23 protein-coding genes are annotated in these 24677 nt (G+C 72.6%); 9 read left to right on the top strand and 14 right to left on the bottom strand.

Features of this window, described 5'->3' with window-relative positions; all coding sequences use genetic code 11:
• Positions 1 to 4: 4 nt before the first annotated feature.
• From ACPXBU_RS25040 to ACPXBU_RS25020, 5 genes are all read right to left on the bottom strand, one after another.
• Positions 5 to 1003 carry an L-histidine N(alpha)-methyltransferase gene (locus tag ACPXBU_RS25040; RefSeq protein ID WP_425759889.1) on the bottom strand — a complete coding sequence of 333 codons (999 nt, stop codon included), beginning with the start codon at positions 1001 to 1003 and terminating at the stop codon, positions 5 to 7.
• Positions 1004 to 1224: 221 nt separating this feature from the next.
• Positions 1225 to 2220 (bottom strand): hypothetical protein, encoded by a 996-nt coding sequence (locus tag ACPXBU_RS25035; protein ID WP_425759887.1) that lies wholly within the window; start codon positions 2218 to 2220, stop codon positions 1225 to 1227.
• Positions 2221 to 2742: 522 nt separating this feature from the next.
• Positions 2743 to 3546, bottom strand: a complete 804-nt coding sequence (locus tag ACPXBU_RS25030) for a hypothetical protein (protein WP_425759886.1) — start codon at positions 3544 to 3546, stop codon at positions 2743 to 2745.
• A gap of 184 nt (positions 3547 to 3730) precedes the next feature.
• Positions 3731 to 4837 carry an SPFH domain-containing protein gene (locus ACPXBU_RS25025; RefSeq protein ID WP_425759885.1) on the bottom strand — a complete coding sequence of 369 codons (1107 nt, stop codon included), beginning with the start codon at positions 4835 to 4837 and terminating at the stop codon, positions 3731 to 3733.
• 5 nt (positions 4838 to 4842) lie between these two features.
• Positions 4843 to 5316 (bottom strand): NfeD family protein, encoded by a 474-nt coding sequence (locus ACPXBU_RS25020; protein WP_393362781.1) that lies wholly within the window; start codon positions 5314 to 5316, stop codon positions 4843 to 4845.
• A 106-nt stretch (positions 5317 to 5422) separates the two neighbouring features.
• Between ACPXBU_RS25020 and ACPXBU_RS25015 the strand changes: the two genes are divergently transcribed.
• Positions 5423 to 6724: a serine hydrolase domain-containing protein gene (locus ACPXBU_RS25015; RefSeq protein WP_425759883.1), complete on the top strand. Its 1302-nt coding sequence runs from the start codon at positions 5423 to 5425 to the stop codon at positions 6722 to 6724.
• Between the two features lie 93 nt (positions 6725 to 6817).
• Here the strand turns inward: ACPXBU_RS25015 and ACPXBU_RS25010 are convergent, their stop codons facing one another.
• On the bottom strand, positions 6818 to 7630 hold the full coding sequence (locus ACPXBU_RS25010; RefSeq protein WP_393362787.1) for a DUF3097 domain-containing protein: 813 nt from the start codon (positions 7628 to 7630) through the stop codon (positions 6818 to 6820).
• Between the two features lie 305 nt (positions 7631 to 7935).
• Here ACPXBU_RS25010 and ACPXBU_RS25005 point away from each other — a divergent pair, with 305 nt between their 5' ends.
• Positions 7936 to 8730: a hypothetical protein gene (locus tag ACPXBU_RS25005; protein WP_393362790.1), complete on the top strand. Its 795-nt coding sequence runs from the start codon at positions 7936 to 7938 to the stop codon at positions 8728 to 8730.
• Between the two features lie 871 nt (positions 8731 to 9601).
• Here ACPXBU_RS25005 and ACPXBU_RS25000 read toward each other — a convergent pair.
• From ACPXBU_RS25000 to fabG, 4 genes are all read right to left on the bottom strand, one after another.
• Positions 9602 to 10381, bottom strand: a complete 780-nt coding sequence (locus ACPXBU_RS25000) for an HAD-IIA family hydrolase (protein WP_357558003.1) — start codon at positions 10379 to 10381, stop codon at positions 9602 to 9604.
• Complete coding sequence (locus ACPXBU_RS24995; RefSeq protein ID WP_393362793.1) at positions 10374 to 11426, bottom strand: ferrochelatase; 1053 nt, start codon at positions 11424 to 11426, stop codon at positions 10374 to 10376. Before ACPXBU_RS24995 ends, ACPXBU_RS25000 begins: the two co-directional genes overlap by 8 nt.
• Positions 11427 to 11526: 100 nt before the next feature.
• Positions 11527 to 12294 (bottom strand): enoyl-ACP reductase FabI, encoded by a 768-nt coding sequence (gene fabI / locus ACPXBU_RS24990; RefSeq protein WP_357377064.1) that lies wholly within the window; start codon positions 12292 to 12294, stop codon positions 11527 to 11529.
• A gap of 28 nt (positions 12295 to 12322) precedes the next feature.
• Positions 12323 to 13027, bottom strand: a complete 705-nt coding sequence (gene fabG, locus ACPXBU_RS24985) for a 3-oxoacyl-ACP reductase FabG (RefSeq protein ID WP_393362796.1) — start codon at positions 13025 to 13027, stop codon at positions 12323 to 12325.
• 155 nt (positions 13028 to 13182) lie between these two features.
• Here fabG and ACPXBU_RS24980 point away from each other — a divergent pair, with 155 nt between their 5' ends.
• From ACPXBU_RS24980 to ACPXBU_RS24965, 4 genes are all read left to right on the top strand, one after another.
• A complete protein-coding gene (locus ACPXBU_RS24980) occupies positions 13183 to 14412 on the top strand; it encodes a sensor histidine kinase (RefSeq protein ID WP_393362799.1) in 1230 nt (409 codons plus the stop codon).
• On the top strand, positions 14409 to 15071 hold the full coding sequence (locus tag ACPXBU_RS24975) for a response regulator transcription factor (protein WP_357248668.1): 663 nt from the start codon (positions 14409 to 14411) through the stop codon (positions 15069 to 15071). The genes ACPXBU_RS24980 and ACPXBU_RS24975 overlap by 4 nt, the downstream gene beginning before the upstream one ends.
• Positions 15072 to 15170: 99 nt before the next feature.
• Positions 15171 to 16076, top strand: coding sequence for an alpha/beta hydrolase (locus tag ACPXBU_RS24970; RefSeq protein ID WP_425759882.1), 906 nt, complete (start codon positions 15171 to 15173; stop codon positions 16074 to 16076).
• Entirely contained in the window at positions 16073 to 17305 is a 1233-nt protein-coding gene (locus ACPXBU_RS24965) for an acyltransferase family protein (protein ID WP_425759881.1), read from the top strand. The genes ACPXBU_RS24970 and ACPXBU_RS24965 overlap by 4 nt, the downstream gene beginning before the upstream one ends.
• A 372-nt stretch (positions 17306 to 17677) precedes the next feature.
• Here ACPXBU_RS24965 and ACPXBU_RS24960 read toward each other — a convergent pair whose 3' ends face one another.
• From ACPXBU_RS24960 to ACPXBU_RS24950, 3 genes are read right to left on the bottom strand one after another with little or no spacing between them, the layout of a single operon-like run.
• Positions 17678 to 18628 carry a VWA domain-containing protein gene (locus tag ACPXBU_RS24960; RefSeq protein WP_393362808.1) on the bottom strand — a complete coding sequence of 317 codons (951 nt, stop codon included), beginning with the start codon at positions 18626 to 18628 and terminating at the stop codon, positions 17678 to 17680.
• Complete coding sequence (locus ACPXBU_RS24955) at positions 18625 to 19623, bottom strand: DUF58 domain-containing protein (RefSeq protein ID WP_425760037.1); 999 nt, start codon at positions 19621 to 19623, stop codon at positions 18625 to 18627. Before ACPXBU_RS24955 ends, ACPXBU_RS24960 begins: the two co-directional genes overlap by 4 nt.
• Positions 19602 to 20708: an AAA family ATPase gene (locus ACPXBU_RS24950; RefSeq protein WP_393362811.1), complete on the bottom strand. Its 1107-nt coding sequence runs from the start codon at positions 20706 to 20708 to the stop codon at positions 19602 to 19604. Before ACPXBU_RS24950 ends, ACPXBU_RS24955 begins: the two co-directional genes overlap by 22 nt.
• A gap of 241 nt (positions 20709 to 20949) precedes the next feature.
• Here ACPXBU_RS24950 and ACPXBU_RS24945 point away from each other — a divergent pair, with 241 nt between their 5' ends.
• The 3 genes from ACPXBU_RS24945 (at position 20950) to ACPXBU_RS24935 (ending at position 23376) form a co-directional block, all read left to right on the top strand.
• Complete coding sequence (locus tag ACPXBU_RS24945; protein ID WP_357248680.1) at positions 20950 to 21180, top strand: hypothetical protein; 231 nt, start codon at positions 20950 to 20952, stop codon at positions 21178 to 21180.
• The gene (locus ACPXBU_RS24940; protein ID WP_393362814.1) at positions 21177 to 21728 is read left to right on the top strand and encodes a PH domain-containing protein; all 552 of its coding nucleotides are present in this window, start codon (positions 21177 to 21179) and stop codon (positions 21726 to 21728) included. The genes ACPXBU_RS24945 and ACPXBU_RS24940 overlap by 4 nt, the downstream gene beginning before the upstream one ends.
• A 451-nt stretch (positions 21729 to 22179) precedes the next feature.
• On the top strand, positions 22180 to 23376 hold the full coding sequence (locus ACPXBU_RS24935) for a PH domain-containing protein (protein ID WP_425760036.1): 1197 nt from the start codon (positions 22180 to 22182) through the stop codon (positions 23374 to 23376).
• A 168-nt stretch (positions 23377 to 23544) separates the two neighbouring features.
• Here ACPXBU_RS24935 and ACPXBU_RS24930 read toward each other — a convergent pair whose 3' ends face one another.
• Positions 23545 to 24621 carry a phosphatase PAP2 family protein gene (locus tag ACPXBU_RS24930; protein WP_393362819.1) on the bottom strand — a complete coding sequence of 359 codons (1077 nt, stop codon included), beginning with the start codon at positions 24619 to 24621 and terminating at the stop codon, positions 23545 to 23547.
• Positions 24622 to 24677: the final 56 nt, after the last annotated feature.

Below are 24677 nucleotides of genomic sequence, written 5' to 3'. Positions count from 1 at the left end.
TCCCTCACCCTCGCGACGCCGTGATCACCAAATGGTGGCTCCCCGACGCCAACGCGGCGTGCCGGATGCGCCAACCTGCGTCCCGAACGGCGGCAATGACGTCGGGATAGCTGAACCTGCGGGACTGGAAGCAGCGGATGCGGTGACCCGCCGGCAGCGGTGTGCCGTCCAGGACACCCGGCCGTCGCAGCACCGCCTCGCCGGTCACCGCCCCGTCCCGCCAGCGCAGCACGAAATCCAGGTCGACCTCGGGCAGGCCGGCGGCGAGCAGCGGCTCCAGGGCCGCGCTGCGGAACTCCGGGCAGCGGTACGGCGCCAGCACCGTCTCCGCCGGCTCGTCCGGCCGGCCCACCACCACGCTCAGCACCAGCACGTCGCGGGGGCGCAGGGAGGCACGGATGTTGGCCAGGGCCGTGGTGGGGCATTCCAGGTTGCCGAGGGTGTGCCCGAGCAGGCAGGCGACCACCGGCTCAGGCCCCGGCCGCCACCGCTCGACACCCTGGGAGGCGCCGGACTCGATGTCCCACACGTGGGAGTCAACGCTCATCTGGCCACCCGCGAAGTGGGCCAACCGGTGACAGGCGATGGCGAGCAGGGTGGCGCTGAAGTCCAACGCGAGGTAGCGCCGGCAGGGGTGGCCGAGACTTGTCAGCCGGTTGAGGAAGGCGCTGCTGCGCTTGCCGTTGCCCGGGCCGATCTCGGCGACGGCCAGCGCGCCGGCCGTCAGCGTCTGCGCGGCCAGCAGCGCTTCGGCTTCGTGGCGGGCGGAGGCGAGCATGCTCAGGTAGTCGTCGGTGCGGGCGTAGGCGTCGTGGGTGTGTGCGGCGCTCCCGGCGTACGCGAACTTGAGGGGCAGCCGGCCGGCGTGGATGGCCGCCAGCGCGGCGCGGCGGTGCCGCTCACACTCGAAGTGTGGTGACCGGCAGCGAGTCGCGTCACCCGTCGGACCTGATTGCGCTCGTAGGTTGGCACCCGTGCCCGCCTCGCCGATCGTCTCTGTCACAACGTCCTCCGACGAAGTCAGAGCTGCCGTCGACCTGATGGTAGGGCAATGACGTAGAACAATGGCTTTATTACCGTCGAGTACTTTCGCGATCTGTAAGCACAGCACCTCTTCCGGCAGAACTAGCAGACATAAAGACCCACTAACACTGGCCATCAGACTGCATTATCCGACCGAACGGCCACCTCGGTCACCGGCGTGTGAAATCGTCGCGGGCCGGCTCAGTCCGACCGGCCGCTGCGGTTGCGCAACTGCTGGACGGCGGCGCGGGCCGCCGTGGTGAACGTCGGCGCGGTGAACTGGTGCCGTTGCCAGTCGCCGTGCAGCCCACCGATGTCGTCCACCCCCTCCTCCACCAGCAGCACCATGTACTTGCTGAAGGCGAGGGCTGCGCCTTTCTCCTCGATCAACCAGGCGCTGGTCGCGAACTTCTCTCCGGGCTCGGCGAATTGCCGGGACCGGGTCATCAACGAGACGAAGAACTCGCACTCCCGAATCCGGTTGAGCACCGCCATTCCCACGTACCCGTCCGCGGCCCGACCGGTGATCACGGTAAAACCGTTGTCCTCCAACAATCCGCTGAGGCCGCGGACGTACCCGTCCTCCTCCTTGAACCGGTACGACAGGAAAACGCTGTTGCTGGCGACCTTCGGCCGTACCAGGCCCGGGTCGGGTCGGACGTGTTCCAGGATCCGTGCCTGATCCACGTCGTCGACAAGCCGACCCAATTCGTCGTCGCCGCTGCTGGTCGCCCGGTCGCGCACCTCGCCGATGAGCCGGTCCGCGTTGGATTTGCTGGTGGCGAGCAGCCGGAACGCCTGGCAGTTGGTCAGGACGGCGTCGGCCTCGTCCGCCAGCATGTCGGATGGAGTTCGCTTGTCGAGCGTGAAGGCATCCCGGAGGCGGCTCCGGTCGCCGTGGTAGAACGCCGCCGCCTGCTCCTCCACGCGCGCCAGGTCGACGTAGAGCACCACGGCCGCCCCCTCGCCCGACCGGGACAGCGCGAACCTGCCGGCCTGCACCAGATCGGTGCTGAGTGGATCGACGACGATCACGTCGAATGAGCCCGTGCCCGCCTCACGAACGGCGTCGGCCAGACTTCCGACCGCCACCACCCGCTCCACCAGAGTGCTCGAGGTCAGTTCCTGGTAGAGCCGCCCGGCGGCGGCGTCGTCACTATCGCAGAGCAGCACGGTCAATCGGGGAAACGCAGCCACGATATTGCTCCAGGAATGTCGACATCGCCGTGAATTGAGCACCAATGGTGGCACGGCTCATCGACTGGGTCACCTCCACGTTGCGTCCTTCGACAATGACCAAACGGACCCGTACCACGCCGTTGGGACGGGGCGGCATGGGCTGTGTGCTTTCCGGAGCCACACGCCCGGGCCCTGGGTGGATCCCCGCCCGGCGGAGTCGGCGGCACGACGAACGGACCGGCGCTCGGCCGCCGCCACGGCGCGATCCGGTCCGCCCAGCCCTGCCCCCACCAGCGACGACGCCCCACCGCACGTCGACTGAATTGTCGTCCGCGGCGAACGCGCCAGCCACCTCGCCGCTGTCGAGGATTGACGACAGCGGCGTCGACAATGGCTGGCATGGCCCGCGCCGGCAACAGCCAGGCGTCAAGGATCCGACAGTTCGAAGAACGCCATTCTCCGCTATCGGGCTGCGAACAAAGTAGTTCCGGCTTATGCGCCAGCCGTCGCCCGCCGTGGGGCGGAGTTTCGCGGCGCCAATCAGGCGGCGGAAATAGGCCCGCCCGGGGCGGCGGGCGGCGGGGCCGGGGTGGAGAGGCTGGCGCTGGCCGCGTCGCGGGCGGTTTCCCGGGGCATCAGGCGGCCGGAGCGATAGCCGATGCCGATGCCGGCGATCAGCACGAAGATCGCCCCGAACGTCTGGAGCGAACCGATGAGCGCGCCGCCCAGGCCGAGAAGGGGCGCGGCGATGATCAGCATGACGCCGTCGCCGAGGCTGAAGGTGCCCGAACGGGCCACCGCCCACCCGGTGAGGAACCAACCCACGCTGTAGAACGTCGCGCCGAGCAGCACGAGCGCCCGCGCGGTGGTCCCGAAGACCGGCGTCTGCTCGGCGAGCCCGGCGAAGGGCAGCATCAGCACGGTGCCGGCGATGCTGACCAGCAGCCCGGCGGCGGCCACCCGGCGGCTGCGGGTCGCCGCCAGCAGCCCGGTGAGGGCCAGCAGCGCGAGCAGGCCGAGCCAGACCGCGGCCACCCAACCGAGCAGGTACACCGCCCGGCCGTCGGCCGGATAGGGGTCGTTGCCCACCCCGCCGTCACTGGCCATCGCCACCACGCCGTAGAGGATGGCGTACGCGGGCAGCAGCCACACGGCCGCCCGCGCGAACCGGCGTACCGACCAGGCCCAACTGGCGTTCGTGGCCGGGCCGCCCGGGGTTGGCTCGTCGACGAACGGCAGTACGCCGAACCCGCCACCGGTGCTGCGGGAGCCCAGCGGGGCGACCGGGTCGTGCGCGCCGGGCACCGGGGCCGAGGACCACATCCGATTCGCCGGATCCTTCATGCGTCACCTCGCTCGTCCGCGAGTGGTGCGGAACGCGCCGGGGCGCCCCGATTGCCTGGTCACCACCCGTCCTAGGACCGATCGTGGCAGGCCTCGGAGCGCCCCATGAGTCTTTCTCGCATTAAGGCCGGGAGTCGACGCCTCGGTCGAGGCGTCGACACACCCTGTCGTGCCGGCGTACCGGTCAGCCGCGCTCGCGCTGGTCGGCCGGGTCCTCGGTCAGGCTGGCCGGAGACACCGGCTCCGGCGCGGGCAGCCCCTGCGGCTTGTTGCCGCCGGTGGCCTGCGCCTCGGCGACGCGTACCTCGTCGTGGATCTGCTGGGCGGCGTCCGCCGCGGCCTGCGCCGCCTCCGCGGCCTCCTGCTCGACCCGGCTCGCGTGTTCGGCCGCCTCCGGCGCGGGAAGATCCCCCACCATCTGGCTCAACCCGCCGAGCGCGCCGCCCATGCCCTCCAGCGCCTTGGTCAGCTCGGCCGGGATGATCCAGACCTTGTTGGCGCTGCCCTGGGCGATCTGCGGCAGGGCCTGCAGGTATTGGTAGGCGAGCACCTTCTGGCTCGGGTTCGCCTGGTGGATCGCGTCGAAGACCGTCCGGATCGCCTTCGCCTGACCCTCGGCCTGCAGGATCCGGGCCTGCCGGTCACCGTCGGCCCGCAGCACCGCCGACTGCTTGTCACCCTCGGCGGTGAGGATCACCGACTGCTTGTGGCCCTCGGCGGTGAGGATCGCCGCGCGACGGTCCCGCTCGGCGCGCATCTGCTTCTCCATCGAGTCACGGATGCTCGCCGGCGGCTCGATCGCCTTGATCTCCACCCGGGTCACCTTGATGCCCCACCGGCCGGTGGTCTCGTCCAGCACCCCGGAGAGGTGCCGGTTGATCTCGTCCCGGCTGGTCAGCGCGCGCTCCAGGTCCAACGAGCCGATCACGTTACGCAGCGTGGTGACGGTCAGCTGCTCGATGGCCTGGAGGAAGCTGGAGATCTCGTAGGTCGCCCGGACCGAGTCGACCACCTTGAAGTAGAGCACCGTGTCGATCGAGACCACCAGGTTGTCCGAGGTGATCACCGGCTGCGGCGGGAAGCTGACCACCTGCTCCCGCATGTCGACCTTCGTACGCACCGCGTCGATGAACGGCACCAGCAGGTTGAGGCCGGGGCTGAGGGTGCGCTTGTACTTGCCGAGCCGTTCCACCACGTCCTGGCGCTGCTGCGGCACGATCCGCACCGCCTTCGCCAGCGTTATCACGGCGATCAACGCCACCGCGATCACCAGCACCCCGATTAAGGTCATCCCGTTCACCCTCTCGCTTCCGGCAGCTCGCCGGCGGAAGAAATATCGTCCTGCCACACCAGGGCTGTCGCGCCCCGGACTTTGATCACCCGCACCCGTTGACCGGGGTCGAACGTCTGCGTCGTGTCGTACGAGCGGGCACTCCACAGCTCACCGTCGATCTTGACGAGGCCCTGGTCCGCGTCCACCCGCTCCAGCACCAGCGCCGTGGAACCCTCGATCGCCTCCAGGCCGAACGGCTGCTCGCCGCTCTCCAGCGACGACCGCTGGTGCCGTCGGAGGGCCGGCCGGGCAACCAACAGACTCAGCGCCGACACCACCGCGAAGACAAGCGCCTGCACCGCTACCGGCGCGCCCAGGGCGGCGGCGCCGCCGGCGGCGAACGCGCCAGCCGCGAACATGATCAGAAATAGCGTCGTCGTGAAGATCTCGGCGACGGCCAGCAGCACACCCAATACGATCCACACCACCGCGTCCACACCACGATCGTGACACGTATATGCACGCGCGGCCTCCCCAGGAAGATCAGTAGGCTCGACGCGGCCCGTTTTCGACAAAGATCCGGGCCCGACCGAGGAGGTCCCGTTGACCCTGCTGCCCGAGACCACCCGCCGGATCGACGCCCAGGTCGCCCAGGCGCAGCTCGACTGTCGTACCCCGGCACTGGTGCTGGGCGTGGTCCGCGACGGCGCGCTGGTCCACCTGGCCAGCGCCGGCGAACACCCCCGCCCGGACGCCGACCTCCAGTACCGGTTGGGCTCGATCAGCAAGACGATGACCGCGACCCTGATCATGCAACTGCGCGACGCCGGCCGCCTCGCCGTCGACGACGAGCTGGAAGAACACCTGCCGGGCACCGGCGTCGGTCAGCTCACCCTGCGCCAGATGCTCGGGCACGCCAGCGGCATGCAGCGCGAACCCGAGGGCGACTGGTGGGAACGGGCCGCGGGCGCCGACCTGGCCACGCTGCTCGCTGGCGTGAGCGCTGACAAGATCGCCTACCCGCCGCACACCGCGTACCACTACTCGAACCTGGCGTACGGGCTGCTCGGCGGGGTGCTCGAACGACTCACCGGGAAGCCCTGGGTCGACCTGCTCCACGAGCGGATCCTCGGCCCGCTGGGCCTGCGCCGCACCACCTACGCGGCCACCGAGCCGTTCGCCCGGGGCTACGTCGTCCACCCCTGGCACGGCACCCTGCGCGAGGAGCCGCGTACCGACACCGGCGCGATGGCCCCCGCCGGGCAGCTCTGGTCGACGGTCGAGGAGTTGGGCCGGTGGGCGGCGTTCCTGGCCGACCCCGACCCGTCGGTGCTGGCCGCCGGGACGATCACCGAGATGTGCGCGCCCGTGGCGATCACCGACCCCGACTCCTGGACCGGCGGGCACGGCCTGGGGCTGGAGCTCTACCGGGACGGCGAGCGCGTGTACGTCGGGCACGGCGGCTCGATGCCCGGGTACGTGGCGACCCTGATGGTGCACCGCCCCACCCGTACCGCCGTGGTCGGCTTCGCCAACTCCTACGGCTTCCCCATCACCGGGCTCGGCCGTCGGCTGCTGACCACAGTGCTGGACGCCGAGCCGGCGCTCCCGCAGCCGTGGCTGCCGGCCACCGCCGCGCCCGCCCCCGAACTGGCCGAGCTGACCGGCCGCTGGTGGTGGATGGGCACCTCGCTGGACCTGAGCTGGGACGCCGGTGAGCTGGTGGCCCACGTACGCGGTGAGCGGGTGAGCCGGTTCGGCGCCGAGGGGACGGACCGCTGGCGGGGACGATCCGGCCCGGAGAACGGCGAGATCCTGTCGGTGCTGCGCGACGAGAGCGGACGGGCGGTCGCAGTCGACATCGCCACGTTCGTCTTCACGCGCAGCCCCGACGAGGTCCCCTGACCCACCACCGGAAGGATCCGGCGGTCAGGGAGCCACGGATCCGGTGGTCAGGGGGCTTCGGATCCGACAGTCAGGGAGCCACGGATCCGGCGGTCAGGGGGCTTCGGTGACGAAGTCGATGAGGCGTTCCATGGCGTTGATCAGGGGCGTCTCGACGTCGGCGAAGCTGTTGACCCGGGACAGGATGTGCCGCCACATGTCGGCCGGCTCGGCGACCCCGAGGGCCGCGCAGACGCCCTCCTTCCACGGTCGCCCCGGCGGCACGACCGGCCACGCGGCGATACCCAGCGCCGCCGGTTTGACCGCCTGCCACACGTCCACGTACGGATGGCCGGTCACCAGCACGTACGGCGAGTTGACCCGGGCCACGATCCGGCTCTCCTTGCTGCCCGGCACGAGGTGGTCGACGAGGACCCCGAGCCGTCGGGTCGGGCCGGGGCCGAAATCGCGTACCTCGGCGTCGAGGGCGTCGATGCCGTCCAGCGGCTCCACGACGACGCCCTCGATCCGCAGGTCGTCGCCCCAGATCCGCTCGACCAGCGCCGCGTCGTGGATGCCCTCCACCCAGATCCGGCTCGCCTTGGCGACCTGGGCGCGGACGTTGTCGACCGCCACCGAACCGGACGCGGTCCGTCGACGGGCCGCCGGCACCGGCGCGCGGGCGGGGCGGCGCAATGTCACCGGGCTGCCGTCGAGCAGGAACGCCGCCGGCAGCAACGGAAAGTTGCGCCGTCGGCCATGCCGGTCCTCCAGCACGACCGCGCCGGCCTCGAAGCCCACCACCGCCCCGCAGAACCCGGAGTCGGCGTCCTCGACCACGAGATCCGGTTCGGCGTCCACCTCGGGGGTGACCTTCCGCCGCCGCCAGTCCCCCGCCAACACGTCCTCGCCGTATCGCCCCGCCATGGTGGATCACGTTAACCCCCCGACCTCCGCCCGAACCCCCCGACACACCCCACCTCGCCCCACACCCGCCCGCCCAACCCGCGAACTCGCCGGCTCACAAGTCCGCCCGCGCCGCGCCGGCATCGCCGCGAGTGGGGTGGCGGGAGCGCGAGTGGGGTGGCGGGAGCGCGAGTGGGGTGGCGGGAGGCGGACAGGAGGGCGGGTGGGGTGGGCGGGGATTCGGGCTAACGGGGCAGTTCGGGGCAGGCCGGGCGGTCGGAGCGGCAGTCGAGACAGGGCCGGTCAGGACCACGTACCCTTTCGGCATGTCCACCCCCGCAACGGGCGCGGCCACACTCACGCCGCGCCGGTCGAGCCGGTTCGTTGCCTGGGTGCGCGCGTGGCGCGCCGGGTTGGTGCCGTACGACGAGGTCGCTGACGCCATCGCCGGCGACGAGGAACATCTCGTCGCGGACGCCCCCGGCACCTGGACCGACGTCCCGCTGGGCGCCGCGCTGCCCACCCTGGCCAAACTCTCCCCGGACGACATCCGTCTGGTGCTGCCCGCTCCGGGCGACCCGCGGGGGCTGCCCGGTCCGGGCGACTTCGCCGGCGCGGCGTTGGTCACGGGCGAGGCGGTGGTCGCCGGAGGGCTCGGTCTGATCCCCCAGGTGCGCACGCACACCTCTGGTTCTGGGGACTGTTTCGAGACGGTGCTCTGGCGGGTCTACCCGTTGCCGGCAAACGCGCCCGCCGCCTCACTCTCGCTGCCCGGCGCCGCCGAGGCGGAGGCCGAGTTGGCCGCCGCGCTGGCCGAGACGACCGCCGCGCTGACCCGACTCGACGTGGCCCAGTGGCGGCCCGAGTTGGCCGGTGCGCTGGCCGCCCTGCGCCGCCCGGACGGCACCACCGACCTGCCGCCGGGCTTCGACCCCCGAGCCCGCCGACTCTTCGCCCGCGCCGCGGTGCTCGACCGGGTGCTCGCGTTGGCCGGACACGCCGCGCCCGGCGGCGCGATCAACAACTACGAGGCCCAGCAGCGCGACGCCGCTCTGCGCCCCCTCACCACGGCCTGTCGCCAGGCACTCGTGGCCGCCTGCAACGCCCCCCTGCGCCCCTGACGGAGCCCCGCCCCGCTCACGCCACGCCGGGCACGCCACACCCGCCCGGCACGGCCCCACGCCAGGCACGCCACACCCGCCCGGCACGGCCCCACGCCAGGCACGCCACACCCGCCGGGCAGGCCACACCAGGCCGGGCACGGCCCCACGCCACGCCACGCCGGCCATGATCGTGCTCGAACCAGGATGCCCTCCCGTGGGCGGAGGACCACTACATCCTGGTCAGCGCCGTTGTGTTATGGCGAGCGGTTGTTCGTCAATGGGCACTGTCCCGCCGATCATGCTTTTGTGCCGGGTGGTCTTGTTCTTCGACCCGGGTTGATCGGCCAGGGGTGCGCGGGGTGCCGGTCGACGGGGCAGGCTCTGCGTGTCCGGGGGGTGGTCGGGGGTCCTTTGCTCTGCACCCGCGGGTGCGACGGCTACGGTCTGCGACCGGCGCATATTGGGGTGCAGAGCAAAGGACGGGCGGCTCGTGCACCTTGCCCGAGGGGCGGTTGGTGATCGAGGTCGTGCCTGGCCAGCGCAGCGCCGCCGTAACCACGTTGAGATCCAGGACAACACCGTTGCTGTAGGCGGAACCGCTGCTCGTCAACCGCGCTGCCTCGCCGATCACAAAGTTGTGGCCTGCACAGAGCGCCTATAAGCCCCCAAGCCCTGCACCAGGACGAGGTGATTGCCGGGCCCGGACTGCCCCCGCTCCGCGATCTTGCACTTTCTGTCCCGACACAAGGGGCATATCACCTATATCGACAGCCGAAAATGCAAGATCGGCGCGACGACCGCCAGCACCGCCCACGCCACGCCACGCGACGTCACGACGAAGCGACTCCACGACGAAGCGACCCCTGGGACGCGCCGCTGGACTCGGCGGTCAGATCTCGTCGAGCAGGTCCGCGACCGAGTTGATGATCCGGGACGGGCGGTACGGGTAGCGCTCCGCCTCGGTGCGGCTGCTGATTCCGGTGAGCACCAGGATGGTCTCCAACCCGGCCTCCAAGCCGCAGAGGATGTCGGTGTCCATCCGGTCGCCGATCATCGCGGTGCTCTCCGAGTGCGCGTTTATCGTGTTGAGCGCCGAGCGCATCATCATCGGGTTGGGCTTGCCGACGAAGTACGGCTCCACACCGGTCGCCTTGGAGATCATCGCGGCGACGGAGCCGGCGGCCGGCAGCGCGCCCTCCACGGACGGGCCGGTCACGTCGGGGTTGGTGCAGATGAATCGGGCCCCGTCGTTGATCAGGCGGACCGCCTTGGTGATCGCCTCGAAGCTGTAGGTGCGGGTCTCACCGAGCACCACGTAGTCCGGGGCGAAGTCGGTGAGCACGTAGCCGACCGCGTGCAGCGCGGTGGTCAGCCCGGCCTCACCGATGACGTACGCGGTGCCGCCCGGCCGCTGGTCGGCGAGGAACTGGCCGGTGGCCAGCGCGGACGACCAGATCGACTCCTCCGGCACGTCCAGCCCCATCCGGCTGAGGCGGGCCGTCAGGTCGCGCGGGGTGTAGATCGAGTTGTTGGTCAACACCAGGAACGGCTTGCCGGAGGAGCGCATCCGGTTGATGAACTCCGGTGCCCCGGGCACCGGCTGGCCCTCGTGCACCAGCACGCCGTCCATGTCGGTCAGCCAACTCTGCACGGGCTTGCGGTCATGCATCGGTGCCCCCAGCAGGTGTCGGACGGCGGGTCGGTACGCAGCAGACGGTCGGGCAGCTGTCCCACATCGGCAGCTCGCCCAGGCGACGGCGGAGCTGCGCGCCGTCCGGGTCGGTCCGCTCGGTGATCAGCTCCCGCACCATTGTGACGAAGCGCGGGTCGGTGCCGGGGGTGGCGGCCCGGACGAAGTCCAGCCCGAGCTGCTTGGCCGTCTCCAGCGCCTCGGTGTCCAGGTCCCAGACGACCTCGAGGTGATCGGAGACGAACCCGATCGGGCTGACCACGACCGCTGTGGTGCCGCCCTGCGCGAGGGCGGTCAGGTGGTCGTTGATGTCCGGCTCCAGCCACGGCATCTGTGGTGGGCCGGAGCGGCTCTGCCAGACCAGGTCGTACGCGAGGTCGGGGGCGGCGGCCGCGGCCACGAGCCGGGCGGTCTCGTGCAGTTGCGCCTCGTACCGGCCGCCGTGCGGGCCGGCGTTCGCCGCCATGGAGGTGGGGATGGAGTGGGCGGTGAAGACCAGCCGGGTGGTGTCCCGCCGCGCCGGGTCGAGTTGGCTCAGCGCCGCCCGGACCGCGTCGGCGTGTGGGTCGACGAAGCCGGGGTGGTCCCAGAACTGGCGCAGCTTCTCGATCACCGGGGCGTCCGGGCCGACCGCGGCCCGCGCGGCGGCGATGTCCTCCTGGTACTGCCGGCAGGACGAGTAGCCGCCGTACGCGCTGGTGACGAAGGCCAGGGCCCGGGTGACGCCGTCGTCGCGCATCTGGGTCACGGTGTCGGCGAGCATCGGGTCCCAGTTGCGGTTGCCCCAGTAGACGGGCAGGTCGACGCCGTGCGCGGCGAGGTCGGCGCGGATCGCGGCCAGCAACTCGCGGTTCTGTTGGTTGATCGGGGAGACTCCGCCGAAGTGCTGGTAGTGCTCGGCGACCTCGGCCAGCCGCTCGGGCGGCACGCCTCGACCCCGGGTGACGTTCTGCAGGAAGGGCATCACGTCCTCGGGCCGCTCGGGCCCGCCGAAGGACACCAGCACCACCGCGTCGTACGACATGGGGTCATTCTTGCCGGTCGGCCGGGAGCACCCGGCGACGCCCCCTGCTCCGGCCGCGTGGGTCACGTCGGCGGCGGTCGGGGGCGTCGTCGGGGGAACGTCAGGAGCCGATGGCGTGGTAGCCGCCGTCGACGTGGACGATCTCGCCGGTGGTGGCCGGGAACCAGTCGGAGAGCAGCGCCAGGCAGGCCCGCGCGGCGGGCTCCTGGTCGGTGAGGTTCCAGCCCAGCGGGGCCCGCTCGGCCCAGACCTCCTCGAACTGGTCGAAGCCGGGGATCGACTTCGCGGCGATGGTGCGCAGCGGCCCGGCGGCCACCAGGTTGCTGCGGATGCCCTGCTTGCCCAGGTGCATGGCGAGGTAGCGGGATGCGGACTCCAGGCCGGCCTTGGCCACGCCCATCCAGTCGTAGACCGGCCACGCCTTCGTCGCGTCGAAGGTCAGGCCGACCACCGCGCCGCCGGGCGACATCAGCGGCAGCGCCGCCATGGCCAGCGACTTGTACGAGAAGGTGGAGACGTGCAGGGCGGTCGCCACGTCCTCCCAGGGTGCGTCGAGGAAGCCGCCGCCGAGGCAGCTCTGCGGGGCGAAGCCGATCGAGTGCACGACACCGTCGAGGCCGTCGACGTGCTCGCGTACGCGGTCGGCGAGGCCGGCCAGGTGCTCGGTGTTGGTGACGTCCACCTCGATGACCGGGGCGGGCTCGGGCAGCCGCTTGGCGATCCGCTCGACCAGGGAGAGCCGGCCGTAGCCGGTGAGCACGACCTGCGCGCCGTTCTCCTGGGCGAGCTTCGCCACCGAGAAGGCGATCGAGGCGTCGGTGATGACACCGGTGACGAGCAGCCGCTTACCGGCGAGCAGTCCGGACATCGCTGATTTCCTCCGTACTCAAAAAGGGTTAGTGGCCCATGCCGAGGCCGCCGTCGACCGGGATCACGGCGCCGGAGACGTACCCGGCGCTGTCGGAGGCCAGCCAGGTGACCACCCCGGCGACCTCGTCCGGGCTGGCCATCCGGCCGGCCGGGATCGACTTGCGGATCTCCGCCTTGCGGTCCTCGGGCAGGCCGGCCGTCATGTCGGTGTCGATGAAGCCGGGCGCCACCACGTTGGCCGTGATGTTGCGGCTGCCCAACTCCCGGGTGATCGAGCGGGCAACGCCGACCAGACCGGCCTTGCTGGCGGCGTAGTTGACCTGCCCGGCGCCGCCGGCGAGGCCGACCACCGAGGAGATGAAGATCATGCGACCCCACTTGGCGCGGAGCATCTTTCCGGAGGCCCGCTTCGCGACCCGGAACGCACCCGTGAGGTTGGTGTCCACCACACCCGTGAACTGTTCCTCGGTCATGCGCAGCAGCAGCGTGTCGGCCGTCATGCCGGCGTTCGCGACGAGCACCTCGACCGGACCCAGCTCGGCCTCGACGGCGGTGAACGCGGCGTCGATCGAGGCCGCGTCGGTGACGTCGGCGCGTACGCCGAACAGCCCCTCGGGCGCGTCGCCACTGCGGTGGGTGACCGCCACCCGGTCGCCCTGCTTGGCGAAGGCCTGCGCGATGGCCAGGCCGATCCCCCGGTTACCCCCGGTCACCAGCACGGTACGGGCCACTGTTCCCCCTTGCGAATGGTCAGCACGGACGCGTCGGAGCCTAGGGGTTACCGGTAGGTAAGCGCTAACGGGAGTCGCGTCACACCGTGGTACGACACCGGGATCAACCCCTGGTGGCACGCCTCGTGACGGGGTCGGCCCGTAGCCTCCGGATGGTGAACCGGCATCCGATCGCCACGGCCCTGCGGGCGCTGCGACAGACCCTGTGGGGCCCGGACGCCCCGCCCGGTCGACCGCTGCTGGCCCGCTGGCCCCGGCTGGCCCGACCCGCCGCCCCGGTCGGGCTGCTCGCCGTGCTCGGCCTCTTCTGGATCACGTTTGTCGTGGAGAGCGACTGGGGTCTGCCGCCTCCGATCGCGGTGCTGTTCGCGGCGATGACCGTGGCGCCGCTGCTGGCGCTGCCCCGGCGTCCGCTGCTGGCCTGGCGGCTGACGGTGCTGGCCCTGCTGATCTGCACGTTCAACGCCCCGGCCGGGCTGCCCGGCCCGTGGACGCCGCCGCTGGCGCTCGGGTCGGTAGCGGTGGTCGCGGTGGTCCTCGCACGGGTCGACCGGCCGGTGCTGGCCTGGGTGGTGGCGATCACCGCGGTGCCGGTGCTCACCCTGGTGCACCCGGAGAACCGGGCCGCCGTGCTGGCGCTGCTCGGCGCGTTGGCCATCGTCGGCGACCTGATCCGGCGCAACCGGCTGTCCCGGCGGGCGCTGGCCGCGCAGACCGAGCTGAGCGAACGGGAGCAGGAGCGCCGCGCGGTGTTGGAGGAACGCACCCGGATCGCGCGCGAGATGCACGACGTGGTGGCGCACCACATGTCGCTGATCGCGGTGCAGGCGGAGACCGCCCCGTACCGGCTGACCGACGTGCCGGCGCCGGCAGCCGCCGAGTTCGTGGCGATCGCCGCCTCGGCTCGCGACGCGCTCACCGACATGCGGCGACTGTTGGGGGTGCTGCGCAGCGAGGCGACCGGTCCGCAGACCGCACCGCAGCCGGACCTGACCGACCTGGGCGCGATGGTGGACGCGGCGCGCCGGGCCGGGCTGCCCGTCTCCCTGGACGCCGAGCCGATCGACGACGACCGGGTGCCCGCGCCGGTCGGGCTTGCCGCGTACCGCATCGTGCAGGAGGGCCTGGCCAACGCGGCCCGGCACGCGGTCGGGGCCGCGGTGCGCGTCACCGTCCGCACCGGTCCGTCCGGGCTGGGGGTACGCGTCGAAAACTCCCCGGCCGACGTCCGACCGACCGCCGACGGCGGCTCCGGGCACGGCCTGACCGGCATGCGGGAGCGGGCCACCTCGCTCGGCGGTACGTTCAGCGCCGGGCCGCTGCCCGACGGGGGTTACGCGGTGGCGGCCGAGTTGCCGTACGACGCGGAGGGCGGGGACGCGTGATCAAGGTTTTGATCGCCGACGACCAGGCGATGGTCCGGCAGGGCTTCGGCGCGCTGCTCGCCGCCCAACCGGACCTGCTGGTGGTGGGTGACGCCGCCGACGGCGCGCAGGCCGTCGCCGCCACCCGCCGGCTCGACCCGGACGTGGTGCTGATGGACGTGCGGATGCCGGTCATGGACGGGCTGGAGGCCACCCGCAAGCTGCTCGGCGACCGGTCGGCGCAGCGCCCCCGGGTGCTCATCCTCACCACCTTCGACCTCGACGACTACGTGTACGAGGCGCTGCGCGCCGGGGCCAGCGGTTTCCTGCTCAAGGACGCACCGGCGGCCGATCTGGTGCAGGCGGTGCGGGTGGTGGCGGCCGGGGACGCGCTGCTCGCCCCGGCGGTCACCCGCCGGTTGATCGCCGAGTTCGCGGCCCGCCCGGACCGCCGCCGGCCCCGCCCCACCGACCTGGCCGGGCTGACCCCCCGGGAGACCGAGGTGCTGCGGTTGATCGCCCGGGGTCGCAACAACGCGGAGATCGCCGGTGACCTGGTGGTCGCCGAGCAGACCGTGAAGACGCACGTCGGGCGGATCCTGGCGAAGCTGGGGCTGCGCGACCGGGCCCAGGCCGTGGTGCTGGCGTACGAGACGGGTCTGGTGGCCGCCGGCGAGTAGTCCCGGAGAGCCACCCCGGGGACGGCTCCGCGGGACGATGACCCCGCACCGCCCACCCGCGCACTGTGCCTCCGGACGACATTCCGGAGGGAGAACGAGATGCGACGACGAGGTGCCGGCCGGGTGGTGCTGGCCACGCTGCTCGGCGTGAACCTGGTCCTGCCGACCCGACCCGAGCCGGTCGCGGCGACGGGGTTCGTGGAGGCGTACCCGGTCACGGCTGCGGCGATGCGCGCGGCCGGCCCGCCGTACGCGGACTGGGCGGCCGGCGGGCGTCGGTTTCTGTCGTTCGACTCGCGTGGCGACGGCCGCGCGGTCGAGGTGCTCGGCGACCTGGCCGGCGCGGACCGGATCGCGGTGCTGGTGCCGGGGGTGGGCAGCACCCTGGCCGACTTCGACAGGGGGTTGGGCGGGGTGGCCCACCGGGCGCCGGCCGTGCAGGCCGGGCAGCTCTACCGGCAGGTGCGGGCGAGCGAGCCGTCGGCGCGGGTCGCGGTGCTGGCCTGGCTCGGCTACGACCCGCCCGACGGGGTGTGGACGGCCGCCGGTGGCCTCAGCGCCCGACGCGGCGCTGCCGGGCTGGCCGGGCTGCTGCGGGAACTGGCCGCGCGCCGTCCGGCGGCGACGATCACGCTGGTCGGGCACAGCTACGGGGCGCTCGTGGTGGCCCTGGCGGCGGCGGACGCCCCGGCCCAGGTCACCGATGTGGTGAGCCTCGGCGGCGTCGGCGCGGGGGTGCAGCGCGCCGACGAGTTGCCCGGCGGGCGGCGGTTCTGGGCGGCCGAGGCCGCCACCGACTGGATCCGGCGGGTTCCGTCGGTACGACTGCCCGGTCTCGGTTTCGGCCGCCGCCCCGGCGACCCGTCGTTCGGCGCCCGCAGCCTGCCGGTGGGCGGGGTGAGCGGGCACGACGGCTACCTCACTCCCGGCAGCGCCACGCTTGTCGCGGTGGCGGCGGTCGTGCTCGACGGTGTCGACGCCGACCGGATCGGGGACGCGCGATGAGCCGGGACCGCACCGTCGACGCGCTGCGGGCGTACGCCATCGGCGGGGTGGTGCTGGGGCACTGGCTGGTCACCGGGCTGGTGCTGACCGGCGACGGTGGGCTGCACCAGGCCAGCCCGCTCACCGCGTTGCCCGGGCTGGCCGCGGTGACCTGGGTGTTGCAGACGCTCGGGCTGTTCTTCTTCACCGCCGGCTTCGGGTCGGCCCGGTCGCTGGCCGGCCACCGGGGCGGTCCGGGTGGCTGGGTGGCCGGTCGGCTGCGCCGGTTGCTGCTGCCGATGGTGGCGCTGCTGGGGGTGGGTGCCGCCGTGCTGCTCGCCGCCACCGTCGCCGGCACCCCGGACGACACGCTCACCGTCGCGCTGCGGCTGGCGATCAGTCCGTTGTGGTTCCTGGCGCCGCTGGTGTTCCTGATCGCGGTGACCGGGCCGCTGCGCACCGCCGTACGCCGGTGGGGGTGGGGTCGTTGCGTCGTACCGGCGGTGGTCGTGGTCGCCGCGGCGGACCTGGCGGTGCGGCTGCTGCCGGCCGGCGGACACCTGCCACCGGTGAGTGTGGTGGCGGCCTGGTCGGTGCCGTACCTGTTGGGCGTGGCGCACGCCGACGGGCGGTTGGCCGGCCCCCGGGCGGCGGGCACGCTCGCGGCCGGCGGGGTGGCCGCGCTTGCCGCGTTGCTGGCCCTGGGTTACCCGGTGAGCGCTGTCGGCGTGCCCGGGGCCGGGGTGTCCAACCTGAACCCGCCGTCGCTGCTGGCCGTGGCGCTGGCGGTGACCCAGGTCGGGCTGGGGCTGCTCGCCCGGCCGGCGCTGGAACGGCTGCTGGCCCGGCCGTTGCCGGGCCGGGCGGTGACCGAGGTGAACAGGTGCGCGTTCCGGATCTATCTGTGCCACCAGCCGATACTCGTGGGGGTGACCGCGCTCACCGCCCGCGGCGGGCTGGCGCTGCCCGGGTTGCACACCGTGCCGGACGACGCGGGCTGGGTGCTGGCGCGCTTCTGCTGGCTGCCGGTGCTGGCCGCGCTGCTGGTCACGGTGGTACGAACCGGCCGGCCGCAGCCGCGACGCCGACCGGCCGGCCCAGGGGTCGCCGACCGGTCGGCCGAGTGCGTCTCGGCGGCGTCGCAGGTGTACGATCATCGACGTTCCGGCCCGCCCGACTTGCAGGAGGTGATCGCTGTGCGAGATAGCGATCCTCCCAGTCGTGGCCGGGCCGATGGTCAGCCCCGCTGAGCCACGACTCAGTCTGGTGAGCTGACCCCGCTCCGCTCCCCCACCCCTCGGCACACGCCGAGGTGTGTCGCGCCGTCCGGTTCGCCGACGGTCGCCGGGAGCCGCCCGGTCACGACTTCGTGTGCGCGTCCCCACCCCCTGCGGTCCGCCCCCGCACGCGGACCGTCCAGCCGCCACCCGGAGCCGTCCATGAGCCGCTACGTCGCCCCGCTGGGCTTCACCCTCGCCGCCGTCTGGGTGGCCATCGTCTTCGTGCTGGCCGGCGGCGGCCACTGAGGTGCTGATGGCCGGCGGCGGCCACCGAGGTGCTGATGGCGGCCACTGAGGTGGCGCTGACCGGCGGCGGTCGGTGACCGCCGCCGGTCCACCGCTTCAGATCATCCGCGACGACCACAGCAGGCTGAGCGCCCCGGCGCACAGCGCCAGCAGCAGCGCCAACCCGGCGTACCACTGGGTCACCTCCCGCGGCTCGGTCCGGAAGCCGATCGAGCTGCCCATGTCCTGGTAGACCTGCTTCAGCTCGCTCACCGAGGCCGCCTCGTAGAAGTAGCCCTCGGTGGTCTCGGCAAGCTCGGCCAGGGCCAACCGGTCCACCGGCACCCGCTGCAACTGCCCGCCGATGTCGACCTGGCCGGTGTCGGTGCCGAACGCGATCGTGGAGACCGGGACGTTCGCCGCCTGCGCGGCCGCCGCCGCCTCCTCCACCGCCCGCCCGGAGGTGCGGAAGCCGTCGGACAGCAGCACGATCCGTGCCGGCGGGATGCCCGCCGCGCCGTCGGCCGGCACCGACCGGATCGCCTCCAGACAGGTGAACACCGCCTCGCCGGTCGCGGTCGCCTCGGCCAGCACCAGACCGTCGATGGCACCTGTCACCGCGTCCCGGTCCTTGCCCGGCGGCACCAGCACGTTCGCCGCCTTGGCGAACGACACGAGACCCAGGTTGTAGCTCTCCGGCAGCTCACCGACGAACTGCTTGGCCGCCTCCTGGGCCGCCTCCAGCCGGTTCGGCGCCACGTCGTCGGCCTGCATCGACAGCGACACGTCGATGGCGAGCATCACCGTGGCCCGTTCCAGGGGCTCCCGGGTGTCCACCGCCGGCCGGGCCAGCGCGGTGGCCAGCACCAGCAGGCAGAGCAGGAACGCCGTCGCCGGGACGTGCCGACGCCAACCGAGCCCCTTCGGCGCCACCGTACGCAGCAGGTCCACGTTCGTGAACCGCATCGCGAACGCCCGACGGTGCAGCTGCCGCCAGACGTAGAACGCCGCGAGGGCGAGCACCGGCAGCACGGCCAACAACCACCACGGTTGCATGAAACGGATCATCGTGTCGTCCCCCGGGTACGCGCGTGCCGCTGCGCGGCCACGAATCGCACCATGTCCAGCAGCCAGTCTCGGTCCGTACGCAGACGCAGGTGGGCCGCGCCGGCGCCGCGCAGGGCGGCGGCGATCGTGGCCCGTTGGGCGGTCGCGGCCTCGGCGTAGCGCTGCCGCAGCCGTGGATCGGCGGTCTGCACCTCGTGCAACTCGCCGCTCTCCGGGTCGACCACCGGCAACACACCCACGTCGGGCAACTCCAGCTCGCGCGGGTCGATCACCTCGATGGCGAGCACGTCGTGGCGGACCCGCAGCTTGCGCATCGGCCGGGCCCACTGCTCGACCGGCGCGAGGAAGTCCGAGATCACCACGACCACCCCGCGCCGGCGGGGCGGACGGTTGAGCATCTCGATCAGGGCGCCCAGGTCACCACGGCCCGGCTGGATGGCGGTGCCGGCGAGGGTACGCAGCAGGCCCTGCGCCTCCTTGCGGCCGGAGCGGGCCGGCAACCGGGTGAACACCCCCGGTCCGGCCGGCGGTGGTGGTCTGCCACGCCAGCGGCGGGCCGGTGCGGACACGCCGCCGCCGGTGCCGACCACCGCGCCGATCCGGTTGCCGCCGCGCACGGTCAGGTGGGTGATGGCTGCCGCGGCGGCCACCACCACCTCGCGTTTGAGCCACTGCCCGGTGCCGAAGTCCAGACTGGCGGACAGATCCACCGCCAGCCAGGTCTCCAGTTCCCGGTCGGCGACCGTACGCCGCACGTGGGGTGTGGTGGTCCGTGCGGTGACCGGCCAGTCCATCCGGCGCACGTCGTCGCCCGGGCGGTACTCCCGGGATTCGCCCGCCTCGCTGCCCGGCCCGGGCAGCAGACCGGCGTAGTCGCCCTGAAGCAGACCGTCGAGTTTGCGGGTGACGAGCAGTTGCAGCCGGGACAGCACGGCCTCGCTGCGATCGGGGACGGGACGAGGGGTGGGTGAGGTCACGGCCGCTGCCCGGGCCAGCCAGCGCCCGGCGGCGGCGCGATCGTCGACGGGGTGGCCTGCTGCCGGGGCGCGACCGCCGGCAGGGGGATCGTCGACATCACCCGGTGCACGATGTGGTCGGCGGGCACGTCGTCGGCGAGCGCGTCGTAGCTGAGCACCAACCGGTGCCGCAGGATGTCCGGCGCGATGTCCTGCACGTCCTGCGGCAGGGCGTAGTCGCGTCCGCGCAGCAGCGCCAGCGCACGCGTCGCCCGGACCAGGCCCAGCGAGGCGCGAGGGCTGGCCCCGTACTGGATCAGTTGGGCGACGTCGGGCATGCCGTGCTCGGCGGGGGCGCGGGTGGCCAGCACCAACCGGACCGCGTAGTCGACCAGGGCGTTGTGCACGAAGACCTGGTCGGCCTTGCGTTGCAGGGCGATCAACTCGGGTGTGTCGAAGACCGCGGTCGGCTCGGGCGCGGACACGCCCATCCGGTAGACGATCTCGCGTTCCTCCGCGTCGGTCGGGTAGCCCACCACGATCTTCATGAGGAACCGGTCCCGCTGCGCCTCCGGCAGCGGGTAGACGCCCTCCTGCTCGATCGGGTTCTGGGTGGCCATCACCAGGAACGGGTCGGGCACCCGGTGGCTCTCCCCGCCGATGGACACCTGCCGCTCGCTCATCACCTCCAGCAGCGCGGACTGCACCTTCGCCGGCGCCCGGTTGATCTCGTCGGCGAGCAGGAAGTTGACGAAGACCGGGCCCAGCTCCACGTCGAACTTCTCGCTGGACTGCCGGTAGATGCGGGTGCCCATGATGTCGGCGGGCACCAGGTCCGGGGTGAACTGCACCCGGGCGAAGGACCCGCCGACGACCTTCGCGAGGGTCTCCACCGCCAGGGTCTTGGCGACCCCGGGCACCCCTTCGAGCAGGCAGTGGCCGCGAGCGAGCAGCGCGACGAACATCCGCTCCACCATCCGGTCCTGCCCGACGATCACACGTTTGATCTCGAACATCGCCCGCTCCAACAGGGTGGCGTCCTGCGCGGGTGTGGTCACCGCCGCGGGTGTCTGCGGTGCCGCCCCGTTCGGCGTCGGGGCGTCGGGCATGGTCGGCTGGGCCACCGGTCCTCCACAGCGTTTGTCGGTCGTCGCGGCTCGTGCGGTATCAAGACTCGCATGCCTTGCTGAGTGTCGAGGTGGGGAGAAGCCGATTTTCGCCGCGCCGTCCCCAGCAGCAGAATCGCCCGACGAGGGTGTACAAGGACCGGCCTGCCGCGTGTACGATTCACCCCGTCGCCGGGCGGCTCCCCCCGTGGTCGCCCGGCGATCAAACTTTCCGTCCGGCCACCCTAGACTGGCCCGGATGAGCATCCCCTCCACCGCCGACGACGCCCTCGTCTGCTCGGCCCGCGGCTGTCGGGCCGCCGCTGTCTGGGCCCTGGAGTGGAACAATCCCCGGCTGCACGACGCCGATCGGCGCAAGACCTGGCTGGCCTGTGCCGACCACCGGACCAGCCTCGGTGACTTCCTGGACGCTCGCGGCTTCCTGCGTGCCGTCACCGCGGTGCCCGGATCGCCTACGCTCGACACGTGAGCACCCCCGGCGCCCCACCGCCCCCCGGATCCGACGCCCCGACGGCCGCACCGGCGGGCCCAGGGCCGCTGGAGCCCTGGCCCGACACGGTCCACTGGCAGCCGATCTCCACCGACCTGATCTGGGTGGAGCTGATCCGGTTGGCGATCGTGGTCGCCATCGGGCTGGCCGCGACCGGGGTCGGCTGGGCGTTGAGCGGGCACTGGTCGCTCGGGCTCGCCGTCGCCGTCGTGGTGCTGCTCGGCGCGTGGCGGGCGGTGGCGATCGTCCGCGCGGTCCGGGCCTGGGGGTACGCCGAAAGGGACACCGACCTGCTGGTCCGCCACGGGCTGCTGGTCCGCCGGCTCTCCATCGTCCCCTATTCGCGGATGCAGTTCGTCGACGTCAGCGCCGGGCCGCTGGAGCGCGCCTTCGACCTTGCCACCGTGCAGTTGCACACGGCCGCGGCGGCCAGCGACGCCCGGGTTCCCGGGCTGCGCCCGGCGGAGGCGTCCCGGCTCCGCGACCGGCTCACCGCGCTCGGCGAGGACCGGGCGGAGGGGTTGTGAGCGCTGCGACGGGGTGGCGTCGCGGGCCGTACCGCGACCGACCCGGCACGTCCGGCGGGGAGCACCGACCGGGCCGGGGGCCGGCCCGATGAGCGACCGTCCCGCCGAGCCGAGCACCGCGCCACCCGCCGACACGGCACCGCACGGGCCGACGCCACCCGCCGACACGGCCCCGGTGCCATCTGTCGACGCGGCACCGTACGGGCCGGTGCCGTCGGCGGACGCGGCCCCACCCGGGCCGACTTCGTCGGTGGACGCGGCACCGCACGGGCCGGTGCCGTCGGCGGAGTCCGTCGCGTGGCCGGCACCGGCGGTTGATGGCGAGGGCGAGCCCCGGCAGCGACTGCATCCGCTCAGCCCACTCCTGCACGGCGCCAAGTCCCTGGCCGTGGTCATCGCCGGGTTGTCGTGGTCGACGCTGTCCCGGGTGGGTTTCGGCTGGTTCGCCGCCATGGTGGCGGTGCTGGCGCTCGGCGCGACGGTGCTGTCGGTGATCAGCTGGTACAACACCGGCTACCACGTGGTGGGCCGCGAGCTGCGGGTGTACGAGGGGCTGCTCTGGCGGCGTACCCGGGCCATCCCGTTGGAGCGACTACAGGCCGTCGAGGTGGTCCGGCCACTGCTGGCCCAGCTCAGCGGTCTGGCCGAGCTGCGTCTGGAGGTCGTCGGCGGCGGCAAGACCGAGGCGCCACTGGCGTACCTCGGGGTGGCCGACGCGGCCCGGCTGCGCGAGCGGCTGCTGGCGCTGGCCGGGCGGGTGACGCAACCGAGCGGGCGGGGCGACGCGGCGCCCGCGGTGGTCCCGGGGTCGGCGGCGCCGCCGGTGCTGGCCGCGCCGGGCCGGAAACTGCACGCGGTACGCAACCAGGACCTGCTGGTCAGCCAACTGCTCACCCCGCAGGCGTTCCTGCTCCCGTTCGGGGTGGCCTTCGTCGTGGTGCAGTTCGTCACCGCGGGGTCGTGGTCGTTCGTCGCGGTGGCGAGCACGCTGACCGCGATGGCGGGCGTGCTGCTGCAACCGGTCCGCCGGGTCCTCGACGACTGGAACTTCCGACTGGCCCGCGACGGTGGCACGCTGCGGGTGCACAACGGCCTGCTGGAGACGCGGGCGCAGGCCGTGCCGCTGGCGCGGGTACAGACCGTACGGGCCACCTGGCCGCTGCTCTGGCGGATGAAGGGCTGGCTGCGGCTGCGCCTGGAGGTGGCCGGGTATTCCCTCGCCGACGCAGACGACCGCAACCGGCCCGACCGGCTCCTGCCGGTCGGTGACCTCCCGACGGCGACGATGATCGTCGCCGAGGTGCTGCCCGGGGTACGCCTCGACACCCTGCCGCTGACCCCTCCACCGACCCGCACCCGCTGGCTGCACCCACTGGGCCGTCGCGCGTTCGGCGCGGGTCTGTTCGACGAGGTGTTCGCCACCCGGTCCGGGCGGCTCACCCGGCAGTTGGTGATCCTGCCGTACGCCCGCATCCAGAGCGTGCGCGTGGTGCAGGGGCCGGTGCAGCGCCGCCTGGGGCTGGCCACCGTGCACGCGGACACCGCTGGCGGTTCCGGTGCCACCGCCCAGGACCGCGACCTGGCCGAAGCGTGGGCGATAGCAGCCGAACTGACCACAAGGTCCCACCAAGCCCAAACCCAGACCTAACCGACCCCCACCCCACACCCGGCCCCGCGCCCTCCCCCTCCCCCTCCCCCGCGTTGATCATGAGGTTATTGCCCTGACACGCCGTGTGGGAGGGCAATAACCTCATGATCAACGGGGAAAGCGCCGGGGGCCGGGAGCCCGGAGGCCCGGGGGTGGGGTGGGGTGGGGTTAGTGGTCGGCCGGGACTGGGGGGTGGGTTCTGGGGGTGTCTGGGCCGCGTGTGGGTGGGGGCTCGGGTTGGTCGGGCGGGGGGTTGGTGGGGTCGGTGGGCCGTGGCGCCTTGGCGCTCGGGTGGCGGGCCCGCCAGGCCGCCCAACCGCGCTCCGCCAGGCCGACCGCCAGGAAGGTCAGCCCCACGTACGCCCAGCCGACCAGCACGTCGATCACGTAGTGCTCACCCGAGTAGACCAGGGTGAAGGTCATCGCCAGCGGGTACGCGAGCAGCAGCGGCCACCAGCGGCGGCGGGTGGTGGTCAGGAAGAACAGCACCACGAACAGCGCCCACGCGGTGTGCAGCGACGGCATCGCGGCGACCGGGTTGGACGCGATCTGACCGGCGTTGAGCACGTTGCCGGCACCGTGCATGCCGAACGCCTTCCAACCCCGGGTGGAGATCCGGGCGACCTCGGTGAGCAGGCCGTTCTGCGCCGCCCACCAGGGCGGGGCGGCCGGGTAGATGAAGTAGGTCACCAGGCCGGCGGCGCAGAGGAAACCCCAGCGCCGCATGTACGCCGCCCAGCGGTGCCGGTCGCGCAGCCAGAGCACCGCGGCGGCGGTCAACGCGACCACGAAGTGGGAGAAGTACACCCAGCTCGCGGCGATGTCCCACCAGTGCACCTGCGGACGGTAGAGGTGCTGCTGCAACCAGACGGTGGGCACCTCACCGCCGGTGGCCCAGCCGAACATGAACCGGTCGGCGACGACCAGCTCCATCGCGTGCGGGGTGGACCCGTTGTCGGCGAACCCCCGCGAGAGGTTGTAGACGACGAACAGCAGCACCACCGGCACCCAGTCCCGGGCGAAGCGCAGGTGACTACGCCACGGCCGGTCGCTGTTCCAGGCGATCGTCGCCGCCCAGATCCAGACGAAGGCGTACGTGGGGTCGGTCGGCAGTCCGATCGCCAGCCACGCGGCGACGAAGGCGACGGCCCACACGCTCATGGCGACGACACGTCGACGACCCCCGTCGCCGGACGCGGGCGGGTCGGTCCGGGCGGGGGGCTGGGGGTCAGTCACGACGGCCATCGTCGTCAAGGTTAACGACGGGTACGGCATCGACAGACGGGGACCACCCGTCGGTC

Origin of the sequence: Micromonospora sp. DT231, assembly GCF_049847025.1 — a bacterium.
Lineage (GTDB): Bacteria > Actinomycetota > Actinomycetes > Mycobacteriales > Micromonosporaceae > Micromonospora.
The sequence above is the reverse complement of the archived record's forward strand: the minus strand, read 5'-3'. Positions and strand labels throughout refer to the sequence as shown.

Coding starts and splice junctions, on each gene's coding strand:
- ACPXBU_RS24970 (WP_425759882.1), top strand. CDS start 15,171: ATGCGACGACGAGGTGCCGGCCGGGTGGTGCTGGCCACGCTGCTCGGC.
- ACPXBU_RS25030 (WP_425759886.1), bottom strand. CDS start 3,546: ATGAAGGATCCGGCGAATCGGATGTGGTCCTCGGCCCCGGTGCCCGGC.
- ACPXBU_RS24995 (WP_393362793.1), bottom strand. CDS start 11,426: ATGTCGTACGACGCGGTGGTGCTGGTGTCCTTCGGCGGGCCCGAGCGG.
- ACPXBU_RS24960 (WP_393362808.1), bottom strand. CDS start 18,628: ATGATCCGTTTCATGCAACCGTGGTGGTTGTTGGCCGTGCTGCCGGTG.
- ACPXBU_RS25000 (WP_357558003.1), bottom strand. CDS start 10,381: ATGCATGACCGCAAGCCCGTGCAGAGTTGGCTGACCGACATGGACGGC.
- ACPXBU_RS24930 (WP_393362819.1), bottom strand. CDS start 24,621: ATGGCCGTCGTGACTGACCCCCAGCCCCCCGCCCGGACCGACCCGCCC.
- ACPXBU_RS24935 (WP_425760036.1), top strand. CDS start 22,180: ATGGTGGCGGTGCTGGCGCTCGGCGCGACGGTGCTGTCGGTGATCAGC.
- ACPXBU_RS25010 (WP_393362787.1), bottom strand. CDS start 7,630: ATGGCGGGGCGATACGGCGAGGACGTGTTGGCGGGGGACTGGCGGCGG.
- ACPXBU_RS24965 (WP_425759881.1), top strand. CDS start 16,073: ATGAGCCGGGACCGCACCGTCGACGCGCTGCGGGCGTACGCCATCGGC.
- fabI (WP_357377064.1), bottom strand. CDS start 12,294: ATGTCCGGACTGCTCGCCGGTAAGCGGCTGCTCGTCACCGGTGTCATC.
- ACPXBU_RS25005 (WP_393362790.1), top strand. CDS start 7,936: ATGTCCACCCCCGCAACGGGCGCGGCCACACTCACGCCGCGCCGGTCG.
- ACPXBU_RS25025 (WP_425759885.1), bottom strand. CDS start 4,837: ATGACCTTAATCGGGGTGCTGGTGATCGCGGTGGCGTTGATCGCCGTG.
- ACPXBU_RS24945 (WP_357248680.1), top strand. CDS start 20,950: ATGAGCATCCCCTCCACCGCCGACGACGCCCTCGTCTGCTCGGCCCGC.